Raw genomic sequence first — 25,485 nt, 5'->3', positions numbered from 1 at the left:
ATTCCTTGACAAATCGTTATAAAGGGTATATAATTCAATTGTAAAATCTTATTTTATGGAGGATAATACTATGACAAAGACCGAATTAATCAGTGCAGTTGCTGAGAAGGCTGACTTCACTAAGAAGAATGCTGAGACAGCTGTAAATGCTATCATTTCTACGATCACAGATGCTCTCGCAGGCGGAGAGAAGGTTTCTATCGTTGGTTTTGGTACTTTCGAGGTTCGTGACCGTAAGGAGAAGCAGGTTATCAACCCCCAGACAAAGAAGATGATGACTGCTCCTGCTTCAAAGGCACCTGCTTTCAAGGCTGGTCAGGCACTCAAGAACGCTGTTAACAAGTAATTCTAAGGAGGAAATTATCATGCCGGATAAGAAGATTGCAGAAACAAAGGCAGTAGAGACAGCTGCTCCTGCTGAGGAGAAGAAGACTGCTGCTGCAAAGAAGCCCGCTGAGAAGAAGGCAACTGCTGCAAAGAAGCCTGCTGAGAAGAAGGCTACAGCTGCAAAGAAGCCTGCTGAGAAGAAGGCAACTGCTGCAAAGAAGCCCGCTGAGAAGAAGGCAACTGCTGCAAAGAAGCCTGCTGCAAAGAAGACTGCTGCTGCTGAGGAGAGAAAGGTTGTGATCCAGTACAACGGTGCTGAGGTTGCAGGTACAGATCTCGTTGACAAGGCAAAGGCTGATGCCGGAGTTAAGTCGGCTAAGAGCGTTGTTGTATATGTTAGACCTGAAATAAACAAGGTTTACTATGTAATCGACGATAACACATTCGGCAATTTTGATCTTTTCTGAGAATTATAAAGCTCCGCTTCACGCGGAGCTTTTTTGCGCCATTTTATATAATTAAAATACAGTCTCTGAGGGAGATCTCTGCGGCAGATCACGCATATTGTCATAAAAATAAAAATCCCGATACATAAAGTATCGGGATTTTTATTATTCGGTCTGATATTGATCATTCATTGTTAAGAAACGTGAACTCAGGGAGCTGTTATTTTACATTGGGATCAAGAGTTGTTCTCATCTTGAGGAGGTACTCCTGAATGAACAGAGCGTCATTGGAGGTAAGTCCCTTTGTAGCTGTGTCAACATCGCCGTTAGCCTTGCCCTGATCGGTTATAACATACTTGTTGGGGTTAGCCAGTCCCTGCATGATGAGGATAGCGTCTGCAAGCTCAACAGTACCGTCACAGTTTGTATCACCGTAATTAACGTCCTTGACCGTACCGCTTGATGTTACGGTTGTAGTCGTGGTGGTGCTTGTTACTGCGGTGGTGGTAGTTGTGGTCTTGGAAGGCTCTGAGCTTCCCTTAAAGAGGTCCTTGGGGAGTTCTGAAAGTGTGATACAGAAATCGCTCTTGTAAAGCTCTGTAAAGGTCTCGGGGTCCTGATACTCCTTGCCGCAGAGGAAGTGGGACTGCTCTGAGTCGTACCACGGGCAGAAGTACAGCCAGTAAGCGTGCTCTACCTCCATATTGTTAAGGCTGGGGCACGAATCGTTCTCGGGCATAGCTACCATTTTCTTGCCCTTGACGAATTTGTTCAGTGTGTAGAATATACCTGCCTCAGCGTCCTCGTTGGGAGTACCCTGCTGCTTGCCGTCGTGGCGGTTGTACTGGCAGTTATACTTATCAAAGCCTACTATATCGACTCTGTCGTCGCCTGAATACCACTTTGCGGAATTGTCAGACCATGCATAGAGGTTCTGCTCGTAGATGAGGTTGTGGAGACCATACTCGTCCCTGAGAGTGTCCTGAAGGAAGTTCCACAGCTGCTTGTAAACTACAGCACCTTCCTTTGCCCACCAGAACCATGCTCCCGAACCGTCAATGGGATCCTCGGTACGGCTGGGGTTTCCCTCTGCCTCATGGAAGGGACGGAAGATAACGGGGACGCCTGCGTCCTGGAGCTTCTTCAGCTCAGCTGCAAGGTTTTTCATGCAGAGCTGGAAGTAATCGTACTCCATAGTGCCCTTTACCATGCAGTTCTTGGTGATAAAGTCGGTCTTTTCGGTGTATGTGGTCTTGGAGAAGTCAAGAGGCTCTCCGAGAGTATAATCGGCCTTGCTGGTGGGAACGTTGATATGCCATGAAGCTGTGCATATACCGTTCTTCTTGGTGGTCCAGTCTATCATACGCTGAGCCACACCGTCGTCCCACGCATAGCAGGGGCAGTAGCTTCCGAAGTCAAAGCCGCGGATAGCAGGCTCCTCGCCTGTGAGGTTCTTGATGTATCTGACCTCAAAGTCGTAGTCATTGTATGAGTAGTTGCGGTTCTGAGTGCTGTATGTATAGACCTGTCCATCGGGACCCGTGCAGTGCCACGGGAACTTCTCACCGCTTTCGGTCTTGTCCCAGCTCTCCTCATCGATGACATACTCAACGCCGTCGCTGTCAACGCACTTGTTTGCATTTGCGTCATAGCGGATCGTGGTGTCAACGCCGTGACCGCCGCCATAGATCTCCTGCTGACCCGAGAGGATATTCTTTCCGTAAACGCTCTTGAGATACTTCATGAGAGCCTTTGTCTCGGGAGTTGCATCGGGATCCACTGTTGTTCCGTCAGCCTTTGAAAGATCGGGGAACTGTGCTTCGTCCACCGTAACAGTATCTATTGCCATATAGCCGTATTCGCTGATGAATTCGATAGTGTTCACACCCTTGTTCATTCGCACCATTCCGAAGTCATAATCAGTCCACTTATCGGAATAGGCTGCCTGTGTTGTGTATTTTACTCCGTTTATCTTTACTGCCTGCTGTCTTGCGCCCTTGTCGAGTATCTGTGCGCCGTGTACTGTTATGGAGTACATTCCGTCGGCGGGAACAGTTACCTCAAACGAAGCGGGTGATGCTGTCAGATAGAAGAATCCATCGCCGGAATAACCGGGTATCTCTGTCTGATAGATACTTGTCCACAGGTCTGCGCCCTCCATTTTTTCGCCCTCGATAACATAGGGGAAAGATGTCGCAGCTGCCTCTCCTGCTGCGATGGAAGTGAAAAGTCCTGCGGAGCTGCACTGTACTGCTGCCATAACTCCCGCAGCTGTCAGTGCCAGTGTTTTTTTAAGCTTTCCATTCATTTTCAATATCCTCCTTTTATTGGATACTACCAATAACTTCTAACTTTATTATAGTCCTTTTTAAGCCCTATGTCAAGGTTTTTCAACTGTCGAATATGTAAAATTATTGTGATTATTTAAGCTGTTACTTAAATAATGAAAAAAGGAACCTTATGGGGAGGTTCCTTTTTCCATCATATCATTATACCGCAGTCCTGTCGGATCTCAGGACTCGGGGAGAGCTGGCACAAGACCAAGGAGATACTTCTGTATAGCCAGTGCGTCATTGGCTGTTATGCCGCTGCCGCGCTCGTATACATCGGCGTTCACACGCAGCTCGGGTCTGATCTGGTATTTGTCGGGATTAGCAAGTGACTGCATTATGAATATTGCATCAGCAAGCTCTACCTCGCCGTCGCCGTTAGCGTCGCCTGCTTTGCCGTTATAGGGCTCAAAGGTGGTAACGGGAGATGTTGTCACGGGAGCTGTTGTTGTAGTTGTAACAACAGGCTGTACCGTTGAGGGCGAGAATACCATGTAGAACAGGTTGGCGGCGTCAGCCTTTGCGACGGTATGTGCGCCTGCGGAAAGATCTGCGGTGATGATGCCGTTGCCTGACGATGTATACTTGGTACCGTCTATCTTGATAGTTGCCGCAGGCTCTGTGAATACGAGGGTAAGTCTGCCGTTTGAGGGAGCATTGAAGCTTACAGCTGTTGCTGTCTCGATCTTCAGGCATCTTGTCAGTGTCTTACCGTCATAATTCACAGTTCCTTTAGCGTCAGAGAGGTTACCTGTAATGCTGTAGAAGCTGCTCTGTGTACCGTTCTCGGTGAAGTTGTGGATATATCCGCCCGATACGGGTACAAAGGGTGAAGTTATCGTAGTTGTAGTGCTCTGGACAGGCTTGCTGCTCGTGGTTGTCTGCTGTGAGGGAGCAGAGGTCTGTACGGGAGCTGTTCCTGCTGCATAGGGGTTCGGAGTTGCGGTCTGTGTAATTCCGCCGCTCATGTGATAGCCTATGCTCTTGTATGTGCTGCCCGAAGCTGTCTCGGCAAATCCCGAGGGCTTGGGAGAGCCGTCTGCGTTTCTCCATGCCTTGTGGAAATCTGTTCCCATGGCTGCAACGCTGAGGCTGATGAAGTCGCTGCCGGCAGGTGTTACGATGTCGCCCAGCTTTGCGCCGTTGGTCATGGTAACAGCTGACTTTGCGTAATAATACTTGGCGTTGTAATATACGGAATCGCTCATGATACCCACGAACTTGTCGTTGGATACCTTGATGCCTGCGGCGTTGGTCTTTGAGACCTTGCCTGTGTTGATGTAGGACATCATGCCGCTGAACTTAGCCGATGTGTCGCAGCGGTATACCATGTAGTTGGACTTGCCGTTACCGCCGATACCATTGTTGTATGCGGTGCAGTTCTTCATGTCGCCGAACTTTGGATTGTTGTTGTCGGTAAATCCACAGTTCAGGTTCTCGAAGGAGAGGCAGTTCTCAACGGTGTGGCGTGTACCTACTCCGCCGCCGCCCAGCTTGAAGCCGTTTCCGTCGCAGTCGCCGTAGCCTCTGCCGTTCTCGGTAAAGCCGTTGCGGAAGGCTATGCTGTTCTTTATAGTCACACTGCCGATAGGACCTGTCTCTGTCTTTGCATAGAGGTCCCAGCCGTCATCGGAGTTGTTGTATGCGATACAGCCGTCGAATACGTTGCCCTCGCCGCAGGTGAGCTTTGCAGCAAAACCGTCTGCGTTCTCCATTGTTGCATCGTCGCAGTTGTTACGTGAGGTGCAGTTCTTCACAAGGTTGTTGGTGGGCCACTGTGATACGCTGGTGTATGAGGTATTGTATCTGGATATCTGTAAGCCCGTATCCTGATTATTGTCAAATACCATCATCTCGATGATATTGTTGTCGCCCGAAAGGAGCATTCCGTTATCGCCTGCATTGGCTATCTCAAAGCCATAGAAGTGCCAGTATGAGCCGTCAAGGACGAATCCGCGGTTAGTGCCTGATACCGCTTCGCCCGAGAAGTCGAACTTTACCGCCGCATTGGGGTAGGCTGCGATGGTCTTGTATGCGCCCGACTTGCCTGCATTGCTCTCCTCTATCATAATGGGCGAGCTGTATTTATATGTGCCGCCGAGAAGATAGACAGTACCGCCGGCAGGTACGGACTTTATTGCGGTAAGAACATCCGTAGGGGTATTGAGAGTCTTACCGTCTCCTCCGCCGTTGGGAGAAGCATAGATCACGTTAGCGCCTGTAACCGGGGTAACTGATGCAGGTACGCTTGTGGTGGTCTTGGCAGGCTGTGTTACGGAGATAGTCGTAACTGCAGGCTGCGTGTTGATAACGGGAGCTGTAGACGTTGTAACTGCCGGGGCTGCGGAGTTGTCCTCCTTGAAGCCGCTGCCTATTGCGGTCACTGAGCCCTTGTAGGAGCTGAGTGCAGATTTAAGTGCCTGATTTACTGCATAGCTCTCATCGTCTACTGAATTGTTGAACTGCCACTTGAAGTCGCCGCCGTCAACTCTGCCTGCCTTTGCCGTTACTATGGCAGGTACGTCAGCTGCATTGTCAGCTGTGTAGCTGTACATTACACTTGATGTGTCGAAGTTGTTGTAGGCTGTTCCGCCCGATTTAGCCTTTACGGAAGCTCCTATCTTCTCTGTCTTTGAGGAGGCTTCATAGGCGTCGAAATCAGTGCTGTTCTCCTGATAGGTGGTATACGCCTTCTGACCTGTCATGATGTTGCCGTAGGACTTGATGACTCCGCCTGCTTCTCCCGAGAAGGTGCCGCCTGAAAGATCATCGGAGCCCTGAAGTGATATGAGCATGGGGTACTTGCAGTTGCGGAAATAGTTGCTCTCCACAAAGCAGGAAGCTCCCATGGTAACGCCTACGCCGTACTTTGCATTGCCGTCAAAGTAGTTGTTGTAGCAGTGTACGGAACAGGTCCTTATTCTGGGGTGGCGCGAGTCGGAATGATCGTACCAGTTGTGGTGGTAGGTTATGTAGTTCTCAGTGCTCTCTGATTTCATGCCCTGGAGATTACACTTTCCGTTGTCCCAGAAGTGATTGTAAGAGTGAGTGATATAAGTGGAGGTCTTGGTATCAAGAGCTCCGTCGCCCTTTGCCTGATCGGCGTCAGAGCCTGCGTCACCATAGAAGAAATCGCAGTTGTGGACCCAGATGTGGTTGTTGTTCTGCTGGAGTCCGCAGTTGTCGCCCTCACTGCTGTTGCAGTTCATGAAGCCGAGATTTCTTACCTCTACGTTGGAGCAGTTCTTCATAACGAGACCGAAGCCGTTGAGGGTAGCGTCATTGCCTATGCCCTCGATGGTGCAGCCTGCTGTGACTGTGTCCACCATAAGGTCTCCCTTCATGAGAACGGAAGGATCAGTGATATTGCCGATGAAGCGGATATTCAGCGGTCTTGACTCCTTTCCCTTCTTATACGCGGTGATTATATTCTGCACGCCTGTCACCGCCGTGGCTCCCTTTCCCGTGGAGTCGATGCTTGCTGATACCGTGTCCTTGTTTCCGTCTGTAACATAGATCACTATGGCATTGCTTTTAAGAGTACCGTCATTGTTGTAGGCACCGCTTGAGCTTCCGTTTACGAAGCCGAAGCCGCTGCGGTCATGTGCATAGGCAGTAGCTGTTGCCTCTGCCGCCTTTGAGCCGTCCTCTTTTCCGCCTATTACGGGGACTACTCGCATGGTATGGCTGCCTGCCTTCAGTCCCACGGCATCTGCTCTCAGATAGCCGCTGTACTGCCTTACAAGCATGGTGTCGATCTGTACGCCGTCAACATAGACGTTGTAGCCGCCTGCACCGGATACCGATGACCATGTGGCATACATTCCCTCGCCGAAGCCTGCGGAGCTGAGTATCTTCACGCTGCTTTCGGCTGCATAGGCTGTGAGCGAGCTTCCTGCATAGATAACGGGCATTGATGAGGCTGCCGTGCCGACTGCTGCCGACACTGTCATCATAGCGGCTGCTGCGATAGAAGCTGCTCTCCTTTTCAGCAAATTGTTCTTCATAAGTGATCCCTCCAAATTTTAATATCCTCTGATGAGCGCCCTATCGGCGCTCCTTTCTCTTACTGTATATATTATATCCCCGTAAAGCTGACATTTCAATGACATATAATACTCAGAATATGACATTTTATGCTATTGGTTTCCAAAGCCGAATACAATCGGTCATATTATTCCGCAAAGGCCATTATCCTCTTATTTATATATGCTGTAATGTCATATGTTTACAGAAAATAATAAAAAATCTGTGAGAGTTCATGTTTTCTCATGCGTCAAAGTTATAGAATAAAACGTTGCCATAAAGGAGGTATCTTTATGTTATTCAAGAAAATCTTATCTTTTGCCCTTGCAGCTGCTATGGTATCAGCTCTGCCTGCTTTTCCTGCCATCAATGGCACTAAAGTCATTGCAGCCGACTCTGCTGCCGCAGAAAGCGGAGACTTCTCCCTCCTCACTTCCGAATATGAGGTAGCGGTGGGAAATACCGTTCAGATAGCCTACAGCGGCTCCGCAAACGGGCTCATGACACAGATCGACAACCCGTTTGTCATCTCCGATGATGCCACAGGTCTTGTCATAAAGGGACTGAGAACAGGCAGTTCCGGTGTGTCGTTCTTCTCGGGCGGAAAGGAGTTCAAGGCACTCATAACTGTTGTCCCCAATCCCGATATCACCGATGTATGTGATATCTGCCGCGAACCGCTCAACACCGATATCAACTACACTACCACCTCCGACGGGGAAAAGCTCTGTCAGAAATGCTATCCTACAATAGGAGACTGCTGCCCGAGAGTACATGACACCATCACCGACGAGGTCACTTCCGTTGTACTCGACAACGACGATACATACCACATCTTCTTCAAGGAACACGGCGAATACTGTCTCTACTCCGAGACCTTGTACAATGTGATCACCAACAGGCTCGGCGCAGAGATAAAGGAAGGCGACAAGGTAGTCCTCGACTATGACTATTACGACCTCGGTCCCGACACCCGGAAATGCAGCGTATGGCGTATCAGGAGCGTAAAATACGCTCCCGAGGAGTTCACCTTCACAGGGCACGTTGAGTACAGCTGTGCGAGATTTGTCCGGTTCGGCAGAGAGGGACTCTTTATGCTGCCCGACAGTCTCGAATATCCCGACGGAAATCCCTTTGCAGAGGGAAATACCGTTAAAACAACTGTTTTATGCGAGAAAAAGGACGATATCCGCGTCATCACCGAGATAGAGAGCGCAGAGGTCGTAGGCACCGAGGAGCCTGTCCACATAGAGGCGCCCTATAAGGAAAGCTTCACTGACATAGTTGTCGAGAGAGACTCCGAGCATATCACATTCAGGGAGCACGGCAGATTTTTCCTCAACAAGGGCTATTCCACGGACAGCAGCACCGATGTCAATAATCTGAACATCGGCGACTCCTGCGAGATAGTTTTCTACTACAGAGGGCTTTCCGATACAGTAGATCTTATCACCTATATCGAGTCGCTTTCAGCTGCTCCCGTGACTACAGCAGATGTTTCCGTAACAACTGTGACCACCACGACCACAGATGCCAAAGTAACTACTACAACTACTTCAGATGGACCCGAGATATGGATGTGGATGACAGGTGTGGACCACTTTGACAGCATCAGGACTCGCCCCACAAAGACCATCTACACCGAGGGCGAGGAGCTTGACCTCAGCGGTCTCGTTATCAACGCTTATCATCAGGCAGATAAATTCTCCAACAAGGGCAATTCAATGACCGTAAGGACGGACTATGTCTGGGAGGTTGAGGAGATCGATCCCAAGTACATCACCATAGAGAAACTCGGCGGCGAGATCATAGGCGAAAACGGCGATATGAGCAAGCTCCGCGGCGGATACGCTTACACGGTAGTCATCGGCGGCGGAAATACCATCAGGCTTAATGTCAAGGGCGATCAGTACGAAAAGGAAATGTACGATACGCAGGGATTCCGATTCAGGATATATGTTTCACCCAAGGAAGGAGTGGGCAAGTTTATCGCCATCGACAAGGGCGAAGTCGAGGCATTCGACTACGGCAGCTATTCCCACGGCTTTGTGATCAAGGGTTACGGCGCGTTCAGCATCGATATGGACGCTCATATGCACATTAACTACAATATGCCCTCAGGCCTCCAGAAGGGCGATATAGTTTCGGGTGTCCTCTATATCAATTCCGAGACAAACTACATCATAACAGGCGACATGGAAGTGTTCCGCCCCACGCTCGGAAACGGCGACGCAAACTGTGACACAAAGATAGAGCTGGCAGACGCTATCCTCATCATGCAGGCTCTGGCAAATCCCAATAAATACGGCATAGATGGTTCACATGAGCACTGTCTCACCGAAATGGGCAGGACAAATGCCGATGTAAACGGCGGCGGAATGACCTCCGACGACGCTCTGGACATCCAGCTCCACCTCCTCGGAAAAAAGACTCTCGCCATGAGATAACGAAAAGGCTCTCCTCTGAGATATCCCCATACTGCGGGAAGTCATCGGTCACTTTTCAAAGACTTTATAACCAAAATCAGCCCCGACAGGGCGCTCCGCATAGAATGCGAAAAACGGCAGTTATACCGTGAGCGCCCTGTCGGGGCTGATCATTTTCGGTAAGATAATGCGCTTATCCTATAAAATATGGAAAAATTACACCATATCTTTATAAAATATGTTGCAATCTGCCGGTTTTTATGCTATATTATACATAATAAGAGGATATGTGCCGAAAAAGATATATATTAAGCACAATCTGTTAAAGGGGAATTATTAAAAAGGAGGAAATACTTATGAAACGACTCATCTCCGCAGCTGTTGCCTTTGCAGCGGCTGCAATGTCACTGTCCGCTTTGCCGCCTGTCAGGACGGAAGCCGCTGACGTCAAGTTCAGTGGAAGTGAATGGACGGGCAGGAACGGTGCAGAGGACGTCTTCGCCGTGAACCGCGAGGCAGCTTCCTGCAATCCCGTGCCATTCCATGACAGGGACTCTGCTGTGGGTGCCGTATGGGACTACAACGCCCGTGAGAACTCAGAATATCTCCAGATGCTCACAGGCGAAGATCAGGACTGGCGGCTCACTGTTGTCCAGAACGCCAAGGACGCAGAGCGCCACATTGACTATGCTCTGAACAACAAGTACATCGACGATCCCAATGAGAGTATATGGAAGACCGTTCAGCTGCCGAAAAGCTGGACCTGTCAGGGCTTTGACTTTCCTATCTACTCCAACATCAACGAGCCGTGGCAGGCTAAATACGACAGCAATGTGCCCGTGCCGCAGGCTCCCACCAACTACAACCCCGTAGGTATCTACAAGAAGATATTCACCCCCGACAGCTCCATGCTGGAAAGCGGCAGACGCATATATATCGAATTTGACGGAGTTGAGTCCGCTTACTATGTTTACCTCAACGGCAAGGCTGTGGGATACAGCGAGGACACATTCAGCCCTCACCGCTTCGATATAACCTCATATCTTCAGGAGGGCGAGAACGACCTTGTGGTAGAGGTCCACAAGTTCTGCGACGGAACATGGTTCGAGGATCAGGATATGATCTATGACGGCGGTATCTTCCGCGATGTCTTCCTCGTAAGCGCTCCAGAAACACAGATAAGGGATTACACTGTGCATACAAATGTAAACACAGAAAATAACAGCTCCTCTCTCACCATCGACCTCGATCTTCGCAATGCATGCGGCAATGACAGGTCCGACTGGAAAGTCAAAGCGGAAGCCTTTGACGAGAACGGCGTAAACGTCCTCGGCGGCGGCTCCGATGCAGGTTTCTCTCTGAAGGCGTGGAGCGACGGAACCGCAAGGATAGAGACCTATGCCGAGAATATCAGGCTATGGTCCGCCGAGCACCCCGACCTCTATGCGCTGGTGCTGACTCTTTACGACAATCATGGCAATGAGCAGGAGATAATCTCCACTCAGCTGGGCTTCAGAACTATCGACTTCACGCCCGCAGAGGTGGACTGGTCCTACAAGGTGACCACCAAGAGCTGGAAGCCTGTTACCATAAACGGACAGCGGCTCATATTCAAGGGCGTCAACCGCCACGATACCGATCCCTTCAACGGCAAAGCCGTGCCTCAGGAAACTCTCCGCGAGGACATAAGGCAGATGAAGCTCAACAACGTCAATGCTATCAGAACTTCACATTACAGCAACGATTCCTACTTGTACTGGCTCTGCAACAAATACGGTATGTATGTAATGGGCGAGACCAATATGGAGTCCCACGCCCTCATGAACAACAACGACGGCAAGGCTCTGTTCTATGAGCTGGCTATGGACAGAACAGAGACAGCCTACAAGAGACTCAAGAATAATCCCTCGATCGTTGCATGGTCAATAGGCAACGAGATGGCTTACACGGGCAACCCCAATGACGCAGGCGGTATGTTCCGCGATATGATCTGGTACTTCAAGAAGCAGGATGGCTCACGACCCGTTCACAGCGAAGGTCAGGGCAGCGGAATGGGCGTTGATATGAGCAGTAATATGTACCCCTCGTCCGACGGCATAAGAAACAACGCAGGTCACGGAAGGATGCCATATGTCATGTGCGAATACGACCACGCCATGGGCAACTCCGTAGGCGCTCTCAAGGAGTACTGGGACGCCATCAGAAGCGCAGACAATATGCTGGGCGGCTTCATCTGGGACTGGGTGGACCAGTCAAGAGCTACTCCTCTGCCGAACGGCGGCTGGGACTACTACTCGGAGGACTATGCCCGCAAGAACCTCTACTCTGAGGAGAGCAAGGGCAATTACTATGCTTACGGCGGCGACTGGGGCGACTGGCCTAACGATAACAGCTTCTGTGAGAACGGTCTGGTGAGCCCCGACAGAAATCCCCAGCCCGAGCTTTCCGAAGTAAAATACCAGTATCAGAACTTCTGGTTCTCCTCAATGGGCGGCGGTCAGGAGGTATCGGTCTACAACGAGAACGGTTTCGCCGACCTCAGCGAATTCGACGTTGACTGGAAGCTGCTGAAAAACGGCATACAGATACAGGGCGGCACTCTCGAGAATGCTTCCTGCGCTCCGTATTCAAAGTCCACTCTCACCGTGCCTTTCAATATGCCCAAGAACATCCTCTCCGGCGACGAGCTAATTCTCGAGCTTTCCGTAAAGACAAGACAGGGCACCGACCTTATCCCCGAGGGTACTGAGATATCCTACGGACAGGTGGATGTATCCGCAAGCGGAAGCACAGTCAAGTATGACTACGGCACCGACAACGTAGACGTTATCGAGACTCCCGATGCCTATGTCCCCACAGGTCACGGCTTCAATATGCTCATAAGCAAGTCAACAGGTCTCATGAGTCATTACTCATATCAGGGCAATACTCTCATCGACGAGGGTCCTGCTCCCAATTTCTGGCGCGGAAACGTGGAAAACGACGGCGGAAGCGCCCGTGCCAAAGCCTTCGATACAAAGTGGCGCTATGCTATGGACAAGGCGCGCTGTGACGGTATCGACGTCAAGGACGGCGAAAACGGCGCAAAGGTGGTCGTTTCCCACCTCACACTCACCAATGCAGGCAATACCAAGGTGGATATGACCTATACCATTCACTGCGACGGAAGCACAGACGTTGAGCTCAATGTGGACGGCACCAAGTCAGGTCTCGGCAATTTCCTCCGTGTGGGCTCTGTCATGAAGCTCCCCACAGGCAGCGAGAACATAAGCTGGTACGGAAACGGTCCCGTTGAGACCTTCAACGACAGAAAGAGCGGCGGCAGACTTGGTATATGGAACAATACCGCCTCGGGTATGTTCTATCCCTACATGAAGGCTGACGACTGCGGAAACCTCACCGATGTAAGGTGGATATCCGCAGACACGGGCACAAGCGACTATAAGCTCCTCATTGCTGCTGAGGGCTCCGTGGAGGCAAGCGCTCTCCACTTCACTCCCGAGGACCTGCAGAATGCCGACCATACCTACAAGCTCCGCCCCCGTTCCGAGACATACCTCAGCGTGGACTACGGCTCAATGGGTACGGGAAGCGCTACCTGCGGTCAGGCTACACTTGATAAATACCGCCTGCCTTCATCGAGAAAGTATAACTGGAAATACACCATAATGCCCGTGGCAAAGAATGCTTCCGAAAAGGAGATATCCGACAAGGCTGCAAAGCTTCGCTCAGACGGCATATCCATTCAGGACAAGAGCCGCAATGCGCTCACTATCCCCGTAGGCAGCACCGCAAGTCTGGAAAGCTCCGAAAACGGAAACTATATCACAGGCTCACTCACGATACCTCACAACTCAGATATCGAGTCGGCAGTTGAAGGAAAACACTCATTTACAGTCGAGGTCAATGTTGTCCCCACAGGTACTCAGCAGTTCAATATGTTCGCAGGCAAGGGCGATTACACATTCGGTCTCCGCGCAGGCTTCAACTGTGTAGAGTTCTTCGTATACGCCGACGGCGACTGGAGAAACCTCTATTGCAGCATGAGCACAGACGCCTCATCGGGCTGGCTGGGCAGAATGCATCAGGTGGCAGGTATCTATGATGCTGAGAACAACATGATACGCGCTTATGTTGACGGAAAGATAATCGGCGAAAAGAGCACAGGCACCTCCGCAGGCGTAGGTCACTCCGACTACAATATCACCCTCGGTGCTTGTCCCGAAACGGGCAGAAGCTCTGTGGCTGACTTCTACGAGCTGAGAATGTACAGCAAGGCGCTCAGCACAAATGAGCTCATCTCCCAGAACACAGCTTCTCCTGCTTATGCTCCCGAAAATGAGAACGTTCTGCTCTGGCTGGATTTCGACAACATCGCCGAGCCCGAGGAGCCTCACGTTGAGGATATCATCTACGGCGACACCAACTGCGACGGAGTTGTGGAGCTGGCGGACGCTCTGCTCATCATGCAGGCTCTTGCAAATCCGAACAAGTACGGCACAGAAGGCTCCTATGAGCTGCACCTTACCGAACATGGCATCGCCAACGGTGATGTTGACAAGTCCACAGTTGGTCTCACCTCAAACGACGCTCTGAAGATACAGCGTTATCTCCTCCACCTCATTACAGACCTTGCTCCCGAGGGATAAGCGCTGTGCACAAACTATAAACTTTATCAAAGCCCCGAAGCTGCAAAAAGTCCGCTTCGGGGCTTATTATCGCAGAAAAAATACTATTTTTATTGCTATTTCAGCATAAATATAGTATAATTGGAATAACATAATATGTTATCTTTAAAAAGGAGGAATATCATGGATATCAGGAAAAAGCTACTGTCCGCCGCTGCGGCTCTGGCTCTTATGCTCTCGGCAGCTCCCGTGCAGCTGTCAGCTGTTCACGGGGCAGGACAGGCTCCCTCGGAAGCAATATCGGAGGAGATAGGTCTGGTGGGGAACCTCTTTACCGTTGCTGACAGCGGAAAGGCTGACCACGCAGAGCTCCAGTGGGCAACCACACTGTCCGCACAGAGCTATGTGCTGTACCGCTCCATCGACAGCAGCAGCGGCTTCGTGCCCGTTTACGAGGGTACGGGAACATCATGGACCGACAACGATATGTCTGTGGGGCAGACCTACTACTATCAGCTGAGAGTCATCGGCAAGAACAGCGAAAACTGCTCAGAGGTCAAGGAGCTCACTCCCTGCGCCCTGCCTTCGGGACTCAGCACCTACGACAACCAGAAGGGCAGCAATCTGGTATATGAGACCAGCGGCTACAAGGTGGGCGACACCTACTACAGCTACTCACTGAAAAAACACGCAGGCAAGGACGATATCTACCTTGCGGAGACCACATCAAAGGATGGAAAATGGTTCTCAAACGAGAAGAACGTGGCGGACAGCTCACAGAATTCGGCGCTGGCAAGCTGCAAGATAGAGTCTGTTCACATCGACTATATCCCCGCCAAGAACAAAGTGGTGGTCTGGGCGCACTGGGAAAAGCCCAGCGGATACAGCGACGGAAAAGCCCTTGTTATCACTGGCACTCCCGGCGGACAATTCACGGTGCATCATGTTTACAATCCGCTGAATATTCAGGTCCGTGATATGGCTATATTCTTCGACGACGACGGAACAGGCTACCTTATCGCAGCCGCCAACAAGGAGGGGCAGGGTGCCAACGCCACTATGTACATCTTCCAGATGAACGAGGATTACAGCGACGTTACCCGAGTGGTAAAGACTCTCTTTGAGGACCAGTACCGCGAGTTCCCCAACCTTATCAAAAAGGACGGCTACTACTTCCTGTTCACCTCACAGGCGGCAGGCTGGTACCCCAGCAGCGGCGCTTACAGTGTTACCACCGATATCGGCGGCAAGTGGAGCGACCTGCGCAGTATAGGCAATACCTCCACATTCTCCTCACAGTCGGGCTGGATAGTGAATATGCAGGACAAGAACTACCTCATGCACGCCTACCGCTGGCTGAGAGCCTCCGATACCAGCGGAACTACGCTCTGTCCGCTGTACTTCGACAACGGCTTCGCATTCTACGACTACTGCCCCTACTTCAAATACAACACCTCTACGGGAGACCTGTTCCCCGTTCAGCAGGGAGAGCTTCTCTCTCAGGACAAGCCTGCTTCATCATCATTGGCGGCTAAAAGCGGCAACTCACCTGCTAAGGCTGTGGACGGTTCCTACCAAAGCTCATTCAATGCCATCGGCGACTACAAGAAGTGGCCGTTCTATGTTCAGGTAGACCTCGAACAGGTCTGCGACCTCGCCAATATCCAGACCTCATGGTACATCTGCAAGGGCTCGGAGGGCTACTACACTTACACCGTGGACGGCAGTCTGGACGGCGTCAACTGGACACAGATACTTGACCACACCAACAAGAACAGCGAATCAGTCACCAAGACCTACGGCTTCAACAGCGATATGCTCAAGGGCCGGGCAAGGTATGTAAGGCTCAATGTCAAGAACGCTACCCTCCAGAACAATCCCGACAACAACTGGTACAATCCTCAGGTCTACGAAATGAAGATATTCGGCACTCCCGTCAGCAAGTCGGAGACACCTTCACCTGTTATCGATATCGACTTTGAAAACGGCACGGGTGACCTTAAACTCAGCAGCGGCGCTTCCGTTGACGGAAATGGCTCCAGCGGCAAGGGGCTCCGTCTCGACGGAAGTGACAGCTCCTATGCAGAGCTGCCTGCGGGACTGCTGGACGGCTGCCGCGACTATACGGTGAGCATGGATATAAAGTCCGACTCAGAGGGCAATTTCTTCACCTTTGCCGCCGGCAAAAACGATGAGAAGTATGTCTTCTTCCGCGTTGCAAAGGATACTTTCAGATTTGCCGCAACTACCGACTCATGGCGCGATGAGACAGTCATCGAGCGCGATACTGACGGCACAGGCTGGCACAACTATACCATGGTTTTCAGCGGCGCAACTTCAAAGCTCTACATCGACGGAAAGTTCGTCAGCGAGACCACCGAGACTCACGGTCAGATAGCCGATATGGGCTCGGGCACAAGCTGCTATATCGGAAAATCCTATTACGGTGACGACACCTGCTTCAAGGGTGAGATCGACAACCTGAAAATTTACAAGTGCGCTCTTACGGACGCCGAGATAACGGGCAGCGCTCCCGAGGTGCCTGCACCTGTTAAGGGCGACGTAAACAACGACGGACAGTGTAATGTTGCCGACCTCATTGCCATGCAGAGCTTTCTCCTCGGCAAAGACAGTCTGGCAGCTCCTATGAACGGCGACCTGTGCGGCGACGAAGTCATCGATGTTTTTGACATGATAGCTCTCAGAAAGCACCTGCTCAGCTGAATACTCACTGATAAGCCTGCAAGGCAGTAAAGCTGCTTTGCAGGCTTTTGCATTGCTTGACAGCAACGATGATACGGGAACAAAAAATCACACAAAAAAATCTCTTTTCTCTGTTGCAATAATAGCTATTTTGTGTTATAATGAATTATCATTAATGTTGCATTTTTTTCTTGCATGATCGGGGGGATAAGACCATGAGAAAAATAATAGAAATAGCTGTTATAGTGGCAGGGATAGACGAGGAGTATCAGAACAGTCTCCTTGACGGGATCACAAAATGCGCTAAGATGAACCATGCCAATATTTCCTGCTTCTGTGCTTTCGGAGGAGTTCTCTCCAGCAGCAGATACGATCAGGGAGAGTATAATATCTACTCGCTTGTAAACTATAAGAAGTTCGACGGTGTTATACTTATGACCAATACCATAAGCGACCCTGTCGAAAAGGAAAAGATACTCACAAAAGTAAGAGATTCGGGACTTCCTGTCACTGTCCTCGACTGCGGCGAGTATCCGGAGTTTTACAACGTCAGCATTGACAACTATCAGGCAATGAAGGATATCGTCGAGCACGTTATCAAGGTACACGGGGCAAAGCTCATCAACTATATCTCGGGTCCTCTTGCCAACCCCGAGGCATCTGACAGATACAGGGCTTTCCTCGAGGTCATGTCGGAAAACTCCCTCGTCATCGATATGGACAGGGTCTTCTTCGGAGAGTTCAGACCTTCTGACGGCAAAAAAGCTGTTGAAAAATTCATAAGGTCGGGAATGTCCCGTCCCGAAGCTATAATCTGTGCAAACGACGCTATGGCTCTGGCTGCCATCGAGGAGCTTAGCAATTTCGGATATGTGGTGCCTGATGACATAATAGTCACGGGCTTCGACAACACATACAACGCCAGACACCATCTGCCTGCGCTGACCACTGTGTCCCGTCCTCTTGACGAGGCAGGCTTCACAGCGTGTGAGATACTCATTGATGTCATCAGCGGCAAAGAGCACGACAAGACAACTACCCTTGAGTCATCTCCCGTCTTTACGGGAAGCTGCGGATGCAGCAGCAGCGGCACTGACGATATGGCGGAGTACATGGTGTCAATATACAAGTCTCTTAACAGCTGCAAGAGAGATATATCCATAATCAACCGCATGACAACGGAGCTTGCCGAAAACGAGACCTCCGCCTCAAATATGCGAACTATCGCTCAGTTCATTAATGACATACAGTTCGACAGGTTTGCGGTGTGCCTGTGTACCAACTGGGATAAGGTCATCAAGGGAAACTCACACAACAGTGTTCCCGAAAAAATACAGGTAAACAGCTATACCGAAAAAATGACCGCCCCTATCGTTATTGAGGGCGGCATAAACTCTCCCGTAAAGCTTTTCAGCACCGCTGATATGCACCCCCGGCCGCTGACAGGCGGCGGCAATGTCAGCTACTTCCTGCCCCTGCATTTCCGCGAGCGCTGTCTCGGCTACTATATCTTCACAAACAGCAGCTTCCCCACAAAGAGCCTGCTCTGTCACACACTTATCCTCAACATAAGCAACTCTGTGGAGAACATCAGAAAGCTGCTCCACCTCAACAGCATGATAGACGAGCTTGACAGGCTCTATGTCATAGACCCGCTGTGCAATATCTATAACCGAAACGGCTTCATAAGGACCGCCGACGTTATGTTCAGACATTGTCAGGAAAAGGGAAGCAAGCTCCTTATCGCTTTTATCGATATGGACGGTCTTAAAATGATAAATGACAACTACGGACACAAGGAGGGAGACTTCGCTCTCCAGCGCCTTGCGGGCGTCATCAAGGACTGCAGCGGAAGCGGCAGGATATGTGCCCGTTTCGGCGGCGATGAGTTCATCATTCTCGGCAGTGATGCCTCGGAGGATGACGCCTCCGCCATAGAGACCGCTTTCTATGCACAGATGGAAAACATCAACAGCATCATCAAAAAGCCGTACAGCATAGACGCAAGTATCGGCACCATAGTCACCGAAGTCGAGGGCGATAAAACTCTGTTCAACCTCATAACTCAGGCTGACGAGATAATGTACGCAAAGAAAAAGCGCAAGAAGACCTCAAGGTACCTGCGCCGCGACTGATACGGAAATGAAACATTTAGGAACAGTTAAACTCGAAACAAAGCGCCTCGTTCTGAGGCGCTTTGAATATGCCGACTCGGAGGCGGCTTTCCGCAACTGGACAGGTGACCCGAGGGTCACGGAATTCCTGCGGTGGAAAAAACACTCCGCCATTTCAGAGACTCAGAGTCTCGCCCGTTTCTGGGACGGAAAATACTCAGACCCCAAATGGTACCACTGGGCAATAGTGCCCAAGGATATCGGCGAGGCTGTAGGGACTATATCCGCTGCCAACATTTACGACGATACGGATACCATCGAGGTGGGCTACTGCATCGGCAGAGCCTTTCAGAACAAGGGATATACCACTGAAGCGCTCAGGGCAGTCATCGGCTTCTTCTTTGTCTCCGTGGGAGCCTGCCGTATAGAAGCAAAACACGACCCGCGCAATCCTGCTTCGGGCCGTGTCATGGAAAAGTGCGGTATGACATACGAGGGTACCCTGCGGCGCTCTGAGCGCACAAACAAGGGCATTGTCGATGTCAGGGTGTACAGTATCCTCAGAGAGGAATACCGTTAGAGCAGCGGTGCAAACATATTCAGCACCGCTCCTGCTGCTTTCTTAAATACGGGTCTTGATGCACAGTCCTCCGCTGTGACAAGATGTGATACTTCCACAGTCTTTTCAAAGTCGCGTACTATCTTCTTTATCACGGAGCAGTCGTACAGCACCGAGCCGCATTCAAAATGCAGGTAAAAGCTTCGGTAATCAAAATTGATAGTGCCGACCACTGCGGTCTTTCCGTCCGCAACACAGGTCTTGGCATGGATAAATCCCGGGGTGTATTCGTATATCTTTACTCCTGTTGCCGTGAGAGCGGCGTAATTGTTCCATGCTATCATGTGGACATACCACTTGTCGGGGATGTGAGGGGTGATGATACGGACGTCAACCCCCTTTTTTGCTGCAAAGCCCAGAGCATTCATCATTTCCTCGTCCAGTATCAGATAGGGCGTGGTTATGAAGATATACTCACGGGCGTTGTTGATAAGCTCCATGTACACTCTCTTTCCCACAGGCTCCTCGTCGAGGGGAGAATCGGAAAAGGGCTGTACAAAGCCATCGCTGCCGAGGAACGAGAATACCTCGGGATGCTGCGGCTGATACTTCATAAACTCCTCGTCCTCAGCCTTTTCCCAGAGCTGAAGAAACATGACTGTATAATTCCACACAGCCTGTCCGCGTATCATTATGGCAGTGTCCTTCCAGTGTCCGAAGCGCTCCTTGCGGTTGATGTACTCATCTGCAAGATTGGTACCGCCGTTGAACGCCGTATGACCGTCGATTATGACTATCTTGCGGTGGTCGCGGTTGTTCTGAACAGAGGAGATCATGGGACGGAAGGGGTTGAACACCTTGCACTTCACGCCGCCCTCCTCCAGCTTTCGGAAGGGCTTTACGGAGTTGAGCATTCCCGTGCCTATGCCGTCATACATGAGTCTTACATCCACGCCCTCTCTCGCCTTGCGTATGAGGAGCTCGCTCATCGTGTCGAACATATAGCCCTCGGTGATTATGAAAAACTCAAGGAAGATAAAGCTCTTTGCAGTTTCAAGCTCGGCTATGAGGTTCTCGAACTGTATCTCACCCAGCGGATAGTATTCCGCATGAGTGTTCCTGTACACGGGATATAGCCCGAAATCAGTAACGTAGCGGGCAAGATTGACCGAATCGGGGCAGCGCAGCTTCAGCTCCTCCATTACCGAGTCCTCCTGCACAAGAAGCGTTCTTGTCTGCTTCTGGTTACGCATATCTATGGACTTTGGGAACTGCTGGGTGAGCTTGATGAACAGATAGGAAACTCCTCCCAGTAAGGGAAAGATACTGATAATGATTATCCACGAAACACGGTATGAAACGGGTTCGTTTTTGTTTGTCAGGTATATCGCAAGTATTATGTCAAGTACGATGAGAGCGAAATAGACGAATACGAAACGCTCTCCCAGACTCATAACTGCCAGCATAAGGAAGCCTATCTGCAAAAGCAGCATGATAACGAATGCGGCGTTGCTGCTGAGTATGCTGCTGAGAATTTTTTTGAGCTTCATACCTCACCTCCGAATATAATGATAAGATTATTATACCATGTGAGTACAAAAATAGCAAGATGCGCGGAAAAAACTGCCGTTTTTGATGTTTATACCGCGAAACAGCCTGCGGGGGCTCCCCGCTTATAACATATAATAGCGTAGAAATCAACGGTATGCGGCGTAAAAACTGCAAATGCCGTATTTTTATAACAGAAAGGATAAACACTATGACAGAGATCAGACCATACGAAAGAAAGGTCAATTACTACGAGACCGACAAAATGGGCATCGTCCATCACTCAAACTATATCCGCATTTTCGAGGAGACGCGAGTCCACTATCTGGCTGAAATGGGTATGCCATTCGAGAACATTGAAGCAGAAGGAGTACTCATGCCTGTTCTGTCCGTGGAATGCAGCTACAAGCATCCTCTGGTATTCGGCGAGCCCTTTCAGTCCAGCATAAGGGTCACAAAGTTCAACGGAACTACTCTCCATCTTGCGTACAGGATCATCAGCCTGAAAACAGGCGAACTCTGCGCCGAGGGCAGCTCTGCTCACTGCTTCACCGACATGGATATGAAGCCCATAAGGACCAAGACAAAATTCCCCCACATATACAACATCTTCAACGAATTAACAAAAACTACCTCCGAGGAATAAAACAAAAGCTGCACGGTATATGAAGCACGGGAGCGCTATTATATTTGTTATACAGCGGTTCAGTCGCTTTCGAGGATATTCTTGATATCCTGCATACGGCTGTCCCATTCCGCGCTCTGGTCGGCGCATTTTTTCAGGTCGTCGGTGAGCAGGTCCAGCTTGAACGGGGGAAGGTCCTTTTTGTAGCGGAGCTTATGTTCAAGGCTTGCCCAGAAGTCCATGGCGATGGTGCGGAGCTGCACCTCAGCTTTCACAAGGCGCTTTTCATTCTCAAGGAATATAGGCACAGCCACAATAAGATGGAGACTTCTGTAACCGTTGGGCTTGGGATTTTGTATGTAGTCCTTTTTCTCGATGAGAGTAATGTCGTCCTGCCTGAGAAAGCAATCGGCAAGACGGTAGATGTCCTGCACGAATGAACAGACCACTCTTATGCCTGCGATATCTGAGATATCGCGCTCGATAGCTTCGATGTTGCGAGGGATATGTCTGGTCATTATTTTGCGGTAGATGCTGCCGTAGCTCTTTATCCTTGACTGTATGAATTCGATGGGGTTGCTCTCGCCGTTCAGCGAGAACTGCTCGTTGAGTACGCGGAACTTGGTCTCTATCTCCATGATGGCGCACTTGTAATATGTGAAGAACTGCTGCATGGGTATCATGTTGCTCTCCACAGACTGGAGAAACTCAGCCTCGGTCATATCGGCGTCCACGAGATCGCGCAGATTTCTTATCACTTCATTGTTTATGTTCATGGTGTATCCTTTCTCTTTTCTATGTTATTTGTATATCTGCATTTGGGGAAGCTGCTGCATCCGTAAAACTGATTTCCTGCATTTTCACCCTTTTTTGCTGTTCTGAGAACAAGCGGGCTTCCGCAGCGTGGACATACAGGCGGAGCAGTGGAGTTTGAGGCTGCTGTTTGCTGAGCTGTATTATTTACAGGTGAAATGGAAGCTGCCGGCTTTTCTGCCGGAGTATTTCCGTGTGCTCGTTTGTTTACGCTGTCGATATGAGCCTGCTTTTGCGCATCTGAAACATTTGTCAGCCTCATAAGGATATTATAAGTTGCCTCTATGTCTTTTTGAGAAAAAATGTCTGGAAGAGCGTCCCATAGCCTTCTTATTTCCCAGTATAAACTGTCTCTTTTACAGATAATGGCAGCCGGACTGTTATCAGGTACTTTTTTCAGTTCACATCTTTCGGAAAAAACGATGACCGAATACATGGGTATCTCGATCGATGAGAATTGAGACATATAGCTGCTCAGCCATTTTATGTGGGTGCGATTTTGCTTTAATGGATTGTAAAAACGGTTTTTTGTTTTATTGGGCAGGCAAGATGTCCAGTAATGAGATTCTGCATCACCGAATATCCATCCCGAATAGTTTTTGCTTTCGAGTACGAATATACCTTTCGCAGTTATATATACAAGATCTATTTCTGAAGTCTCGCCATTATCCTTTGGAATATATATGTTTTTGAGCGTTTTGCCCTTGCGTCCAAAAAGATTTATCAGGTTTAGTTTGCGTTCCGTAAGCTTTTCGCCATACTTTCCGATACGTTCATCTGTCCAGTAAATATCGCTGATCGCTTGTGCAAGCAGATCGGTCAGTCCCTTGGGCATCGGATCACCTCCGGAGTTAATTATCAACTAATAGAATTATATCATTTATATTCCCAAAGGTCAATGAAAACAGGGATAATTTCACTTTCCTGACACACGGGAGAAAGGCTGTAATATATTAACTTTATATGGGGTTATTGCCGCTCATTTTAACAAAAAAACTTGACATTATTGAGGACATATGGTAAAATAACCACAGTCGCGACAATAAATTTTACAAGGAGATATTAATAATGAGATTTAGCATCAGATCTAAGAAGATCATTTCATCTTTAATGGCACTTACTATGCTTACAGCAGCAACAGCAGCTGCTGAGTCAAACGTATTCAGCAAGATCATTCCCACAAACGCAATTACCGCAGATGCAGCAATTTCAGGCGACTGGACATATCAGGTAACCGGCTCTGATACTTGCAGGGTCACAAAGTACAACGGAACCGAAGAGTACGTTCATCTGCCTGCGAAGATCAATGGCTATAGAGTAACTACTGTTGCGTCCGGCGCATTCAAGAACAATCACACAATGAAGGTATTCTTCTTCTCGTATGATATAAAAGAAGTACCCAGTCAGGCATTCATGAACTGCACAAATCTTTTACAGGTTTATGTAAATTCAGGTGTAAATGTCATCGGTACAAGTGCATTCGAGAACTGCACAAACCTCACATATGTTTCCTGCCCTCCCAATCTTGACAGGATCAAGAGCCGTGCATTTGCAAACACAGCCATCACAAGTTTTTCTGACCCCTATCTGCATGACGATGTAAAGTACATCGAGTCATACGCATTCCTCAACTGCCACAACCTCACAGAGATCCATTTCAAGGATAAGTGGGAACTTGGTATGTCGGTATTTGAGAACTGCGATCTTCTCGAGAACGTTGAGATCAGCGACTACTCTGTAAGATCGGGACTTGCAAACCGCGGCTTCAAGGGCGCACACAATCTTCAGTTCGTATACGGACACCGTCTCTATGCGTGGAACGGTCCGAGCCGTTATATAATGGGACCCTATAATCCTACATTCGGACAGAATTATGTACAGCTCCTTGAGGACGAAGTAAGAATGGCTCTCGACTTCCATAACGGAGTAAGAGACTGATCGCAGCAAAACAGACATTGTATAGATCGCAAAGCGCACTCATTACAGTGAGCTTTCCTTAACGAAAAAACGTGAGTTACCGAGCCTGAGATCACAGGCTCGGTAATTCTTTGCCACGATTTCGATGTAGAGGCGCTCCCATTTGGGAGTGCTTTTTATTTGACACAGGGTTTCGGGATATGATATACTTAGCTATAACCAAAAAGGAGATCATGTCATGAAGCAATATATAGTTGACGCTTTCACAGATAGAGTATTTGCAGGAAATCCCGCTGCCATATGTGTGCTGGACAGCTTTCCTGCGGACAGTCTTATGCAGAGCATAGCCGCTGAGAACAATCTGTCCGAGACTGCCTTTGCAGTCAAAGAGGGAGAGCGCTATCACATACGCTGGTTCACTCCGAAAAGCGAGATAGACTTCTGCGGTCATGCCACACTTGCGGCAGCCTATGTGCTTTTCAGCTTTTATGAAAAGACCGCTGAAAGGCTTGACTTTTGGGGGCAGTGCGGAGAGTTCTCCGTGTTACAAAGGGACGGGCTGATCGAGATGGACTTTCCTGCCTACCGACTTGAACACACAGAGATAACCGACCTTATGATAGAGTCTCTGGGAACTATCCCCCTTGCAGCTTACCGTGACCGCGACCTGCTCTTTGTGCTGAGGGACGAGGACGAGGTCAGGGGGCTTCAGCCCGATATGGCTCTGCTCTCACAGCTGGACGCTGCCTGCGTGGCAGTTACCGCAAAGGGAAGCGGATACGACTGCGTATCGAGAGTGTTCGCGCCGAGATACGGCATAGCAGAGGATCCCGTCACAGGCTCCACTCACTGCATGATAGCGCCCTACTGGAGCAGGAGACTTGGCAAGGAGAGCCTCACTGCATTTCAGGCGTCAAAGCGCTCAGGGGAGCTTTACTGTACGGTCTGCGGAGACAGGGTAAAGATATCGGGCAAAGCCGTACTGTTTGCGGTTTCGGATATAATGCTGTGACAATGAATTGT

At 49.8% G+C, this 25,485-nt stretch carries 15 protein-coding genes; 10 read left to right on the top strand and 5 right to left on the bottom strand.

What is annotated here, in order from left to right:
* Nucleotides 1-70: 70 nt before the first annotated feature.
* Nucleotides 71-346 carry an HU family DNA-binding protein gene (locus DSZ37_RS07665; RefSeq protein ID WP_028521141.1) on the top strand — a complete coding sequence of 92 codons (276 nt, stop codon included), beginning with the start codon at nt 71-73 and terminating at the stop codon, nt 344-346.
* 19 nt (nt 347-365) lie between these two features.
* On the top strand, nt 366-794 hold the full coding sequence (locus tag DSZ37_RS17675; RefSeq protein WP_181380272.1) for a DUF6465 family protein: 429 nt from the start codon (nt 366-368) through the stop codon (nt 792-794).
* Between the two features lie 199 nt (nt 795-993).
* On the opposite strand, the gene DSZ37_RS07655 is transcribed toward DSZ37_RS17675, so the two are convergent.
* Together DSZ37_RS07655 and DSZ37_RS07650 are read right to left on the bottom strand one after the other, a co-directional pair.
* Nucleotides 994-3,081, bottom strand: coding sequence for a glycosyl hydrolase (locus tag DSZ37_RS07655; RefSeq protein ID WP_109726328.1), 2,088 nt, complete (start codon nt 3,079-3,081; stop codon nt 994-996).
* A gap of 204 nt (nt 3,082-3,285) precedes the next feature.
* The gene (locus tag DSZ37_RS07650) at nt 3,286-7,110 is read right to left on the bottom strand and encodes a right-handed parallel beta-helix repeat-containing protein (RefSeq protein WP_109726327.1); all 3,825 of its coding nucleotides are present in this window, start codon (nt 7,108-7,110) and stop codon (nt 3,286-3,288) included.
* Nucleotides 7,111-7,422: 312 nt separating this feature from the next.
* Between DSZ37_RS07650 and DSZ37_RS07645 the strand changes: the two genes are divergently transcribed.
* The 5 genes from DSZ37_RS07645 (at nt 7,423) to DSZ37_RS07625 (ending at nt 19,580) form a co-directional block, all read left to right on the top strand.
* Nucleotides 7,423-9,576 carry a hypothetical protein gene (locus tag DSZ37_RS07645; protein WP_109726326.1) on the top strand — a complete coding sequence of 718 codons (2,154 nt, stop codon included), beginning with the start codon at nt 7,423-7,425 and terminating at the stop codon, nt 9,574-9,576.
* Nucleotides 9,577-9,911: 335 nt separating this feature from the next.
* Nucleotides 9,912-14,204, top strand: a complete 4,293-nt coding sequence (locus DSZ37_RS07640; RefSeq protein WP_109726325.1) for a glycoside hydrolase family 2 TIM barrel-domain containing protein — start codon at nt 9,912-9,914, stop codon at nt 14,202-14,204.
* A 162-nt stretch (nt 14,205-14,366) separates the two neighbouring features.
* Nucleotides 14,367-16,907 (top strand): LamG-like jellyroll fold domain-containing protein, encoded by a 2,541-nt coding sequence (locus tag DSZ37_RS07635; protein WP_181380271.1) that lies wholly within the window; start codon nt 14,367-14,369, stop codon nt 16,905-16,907.
* 194 nt (nt 16,908-17,101) lie between these two features.
* Complete coding sequence (locus tag DSZ37_RS07630; protein WP_109726323.1) at nt 17,102-19,021, top strand: GGDEF domain-containing protein; 1,920 nt, start codon at nt 17,102-17,104, stop codon at nt 19,019-19,021.
* A 7-nt stretch (nt 19,022-19,028) separates the two neighbouring features.
* Entirely contained in the window at nt 19,029-19,580 is a 552-nt protein-coding gene (locus DSZ37_RS07625) for a GNAT family N-acetyltransferase (protein WP_109726322.1), read from the top strand.
* On the opposite strand, the gene cls is transcribed toward DSZ37_RS07625, so the two are convergent.
* A complete protein-coding gene (gene cls, locus DSZ37_RS07620) occupies nt 19,577-21,109 on the bottom strand; it encodes a cardiolipin synthase (RefSeq protein ID WP_109726321.1) in 1,533 nt (510 codons plus the stop codon). The two genes, DSZ37_RS07625 and cls, sit on opposite strands and share 4 nt — an antisense overlap.
* Nucleotides 21,110-21,318: 209 nt before the next feature.
* Between cls and DSZ37_RS07615 the strand changes: the two genes are divergently transcribed.
* Nucleotides 21,319-21,753 (top strand): acyl-CoA thioesterase, encoded by a 435-nt coding sequence (locus tag DSZ37_RS07615; RefSeq protein ID WP_109726320.1) that lies wholly within the window; start codon nt 21,319-21,321, stop codon nt 21,751-21,753.
* 59 nt (nt 21,754-21,812) lie between these two features.
* On the opposite strand, the gene DSZ37_RS07610 is transcribed toward DSZ37_RS07615, so the two are convergent.
* Nucleotides 21,813-22,508: a GTP pyrophosphokinase gene (locus tag DSZ37_RS07610; protein WP_109726319.1), complete on the bottom strand. Its 696-nt coding sequence runs from the start codon at nt 22,506-22,508 to the stop codon at nt 21,813-21,815.
* Complete coding sequence (locus DSZ37_RS07605; protein WP_109726318.1) at nt 22,505-23,380, bottom strand: NERD domain-containing protein; 876 nt, start codon at nt 23,378-23,380, stop codon at nt 22,505-22,507. The genes DSZ37_RS07610 and DSZ37_RS07605 overlap by 4 nt, the downstream gene beginning before the upstream one ends.
* Before the next feature lie 233 nt (nt 23,381-23,613).
* On the opposite strand from DSZ37_RS07605, the gene DSZ37_RS07600 reads away from it, so the two are divergent.
* Both DSZ37_RS07600 and DSZ37_RS07595 read left to right on the top strand, forming a co-directional pair.
* Entirely contained in the window at nt 23,614-24,483 is an 870-nt protein-coding gene (locus DSZ37_RS07600; protein ID WP_109726317.1) for a leucine-rich repeat domain-containing protein, read from the top strand.
* Nucleotides 24,484-24,700: 217 nt separating this feature from the next.
* Nucleotides 24,701-25,474, top strand: a complete 774-nt coding sequence (locus DSZ37_RS07595; protein ID WP_109726316.1) for a PhzF family phenazine biosynthesis protein — start codon at nt 24,701-24,703, stop codon at nt 25,472-25,474.
* The last annotated feature ends 11 nt before the right edge of the window (nt 25,475-25,485 follow it).

Source organism: Ruminococcus flavefaciens (assembly GCF_900116855.1).
Lineage (GTDB): Bacteria > Bacillota > Clostridia > Oscillospirales > Ruminococcaceae > Ruminococcus > Ruminococcus flavefaciens_R.
The sequence above is the reverse complement of the archived record's forward strand: the minus strand, read 5'-3'. Positions and strand labels throughout refer to the sequence as shown.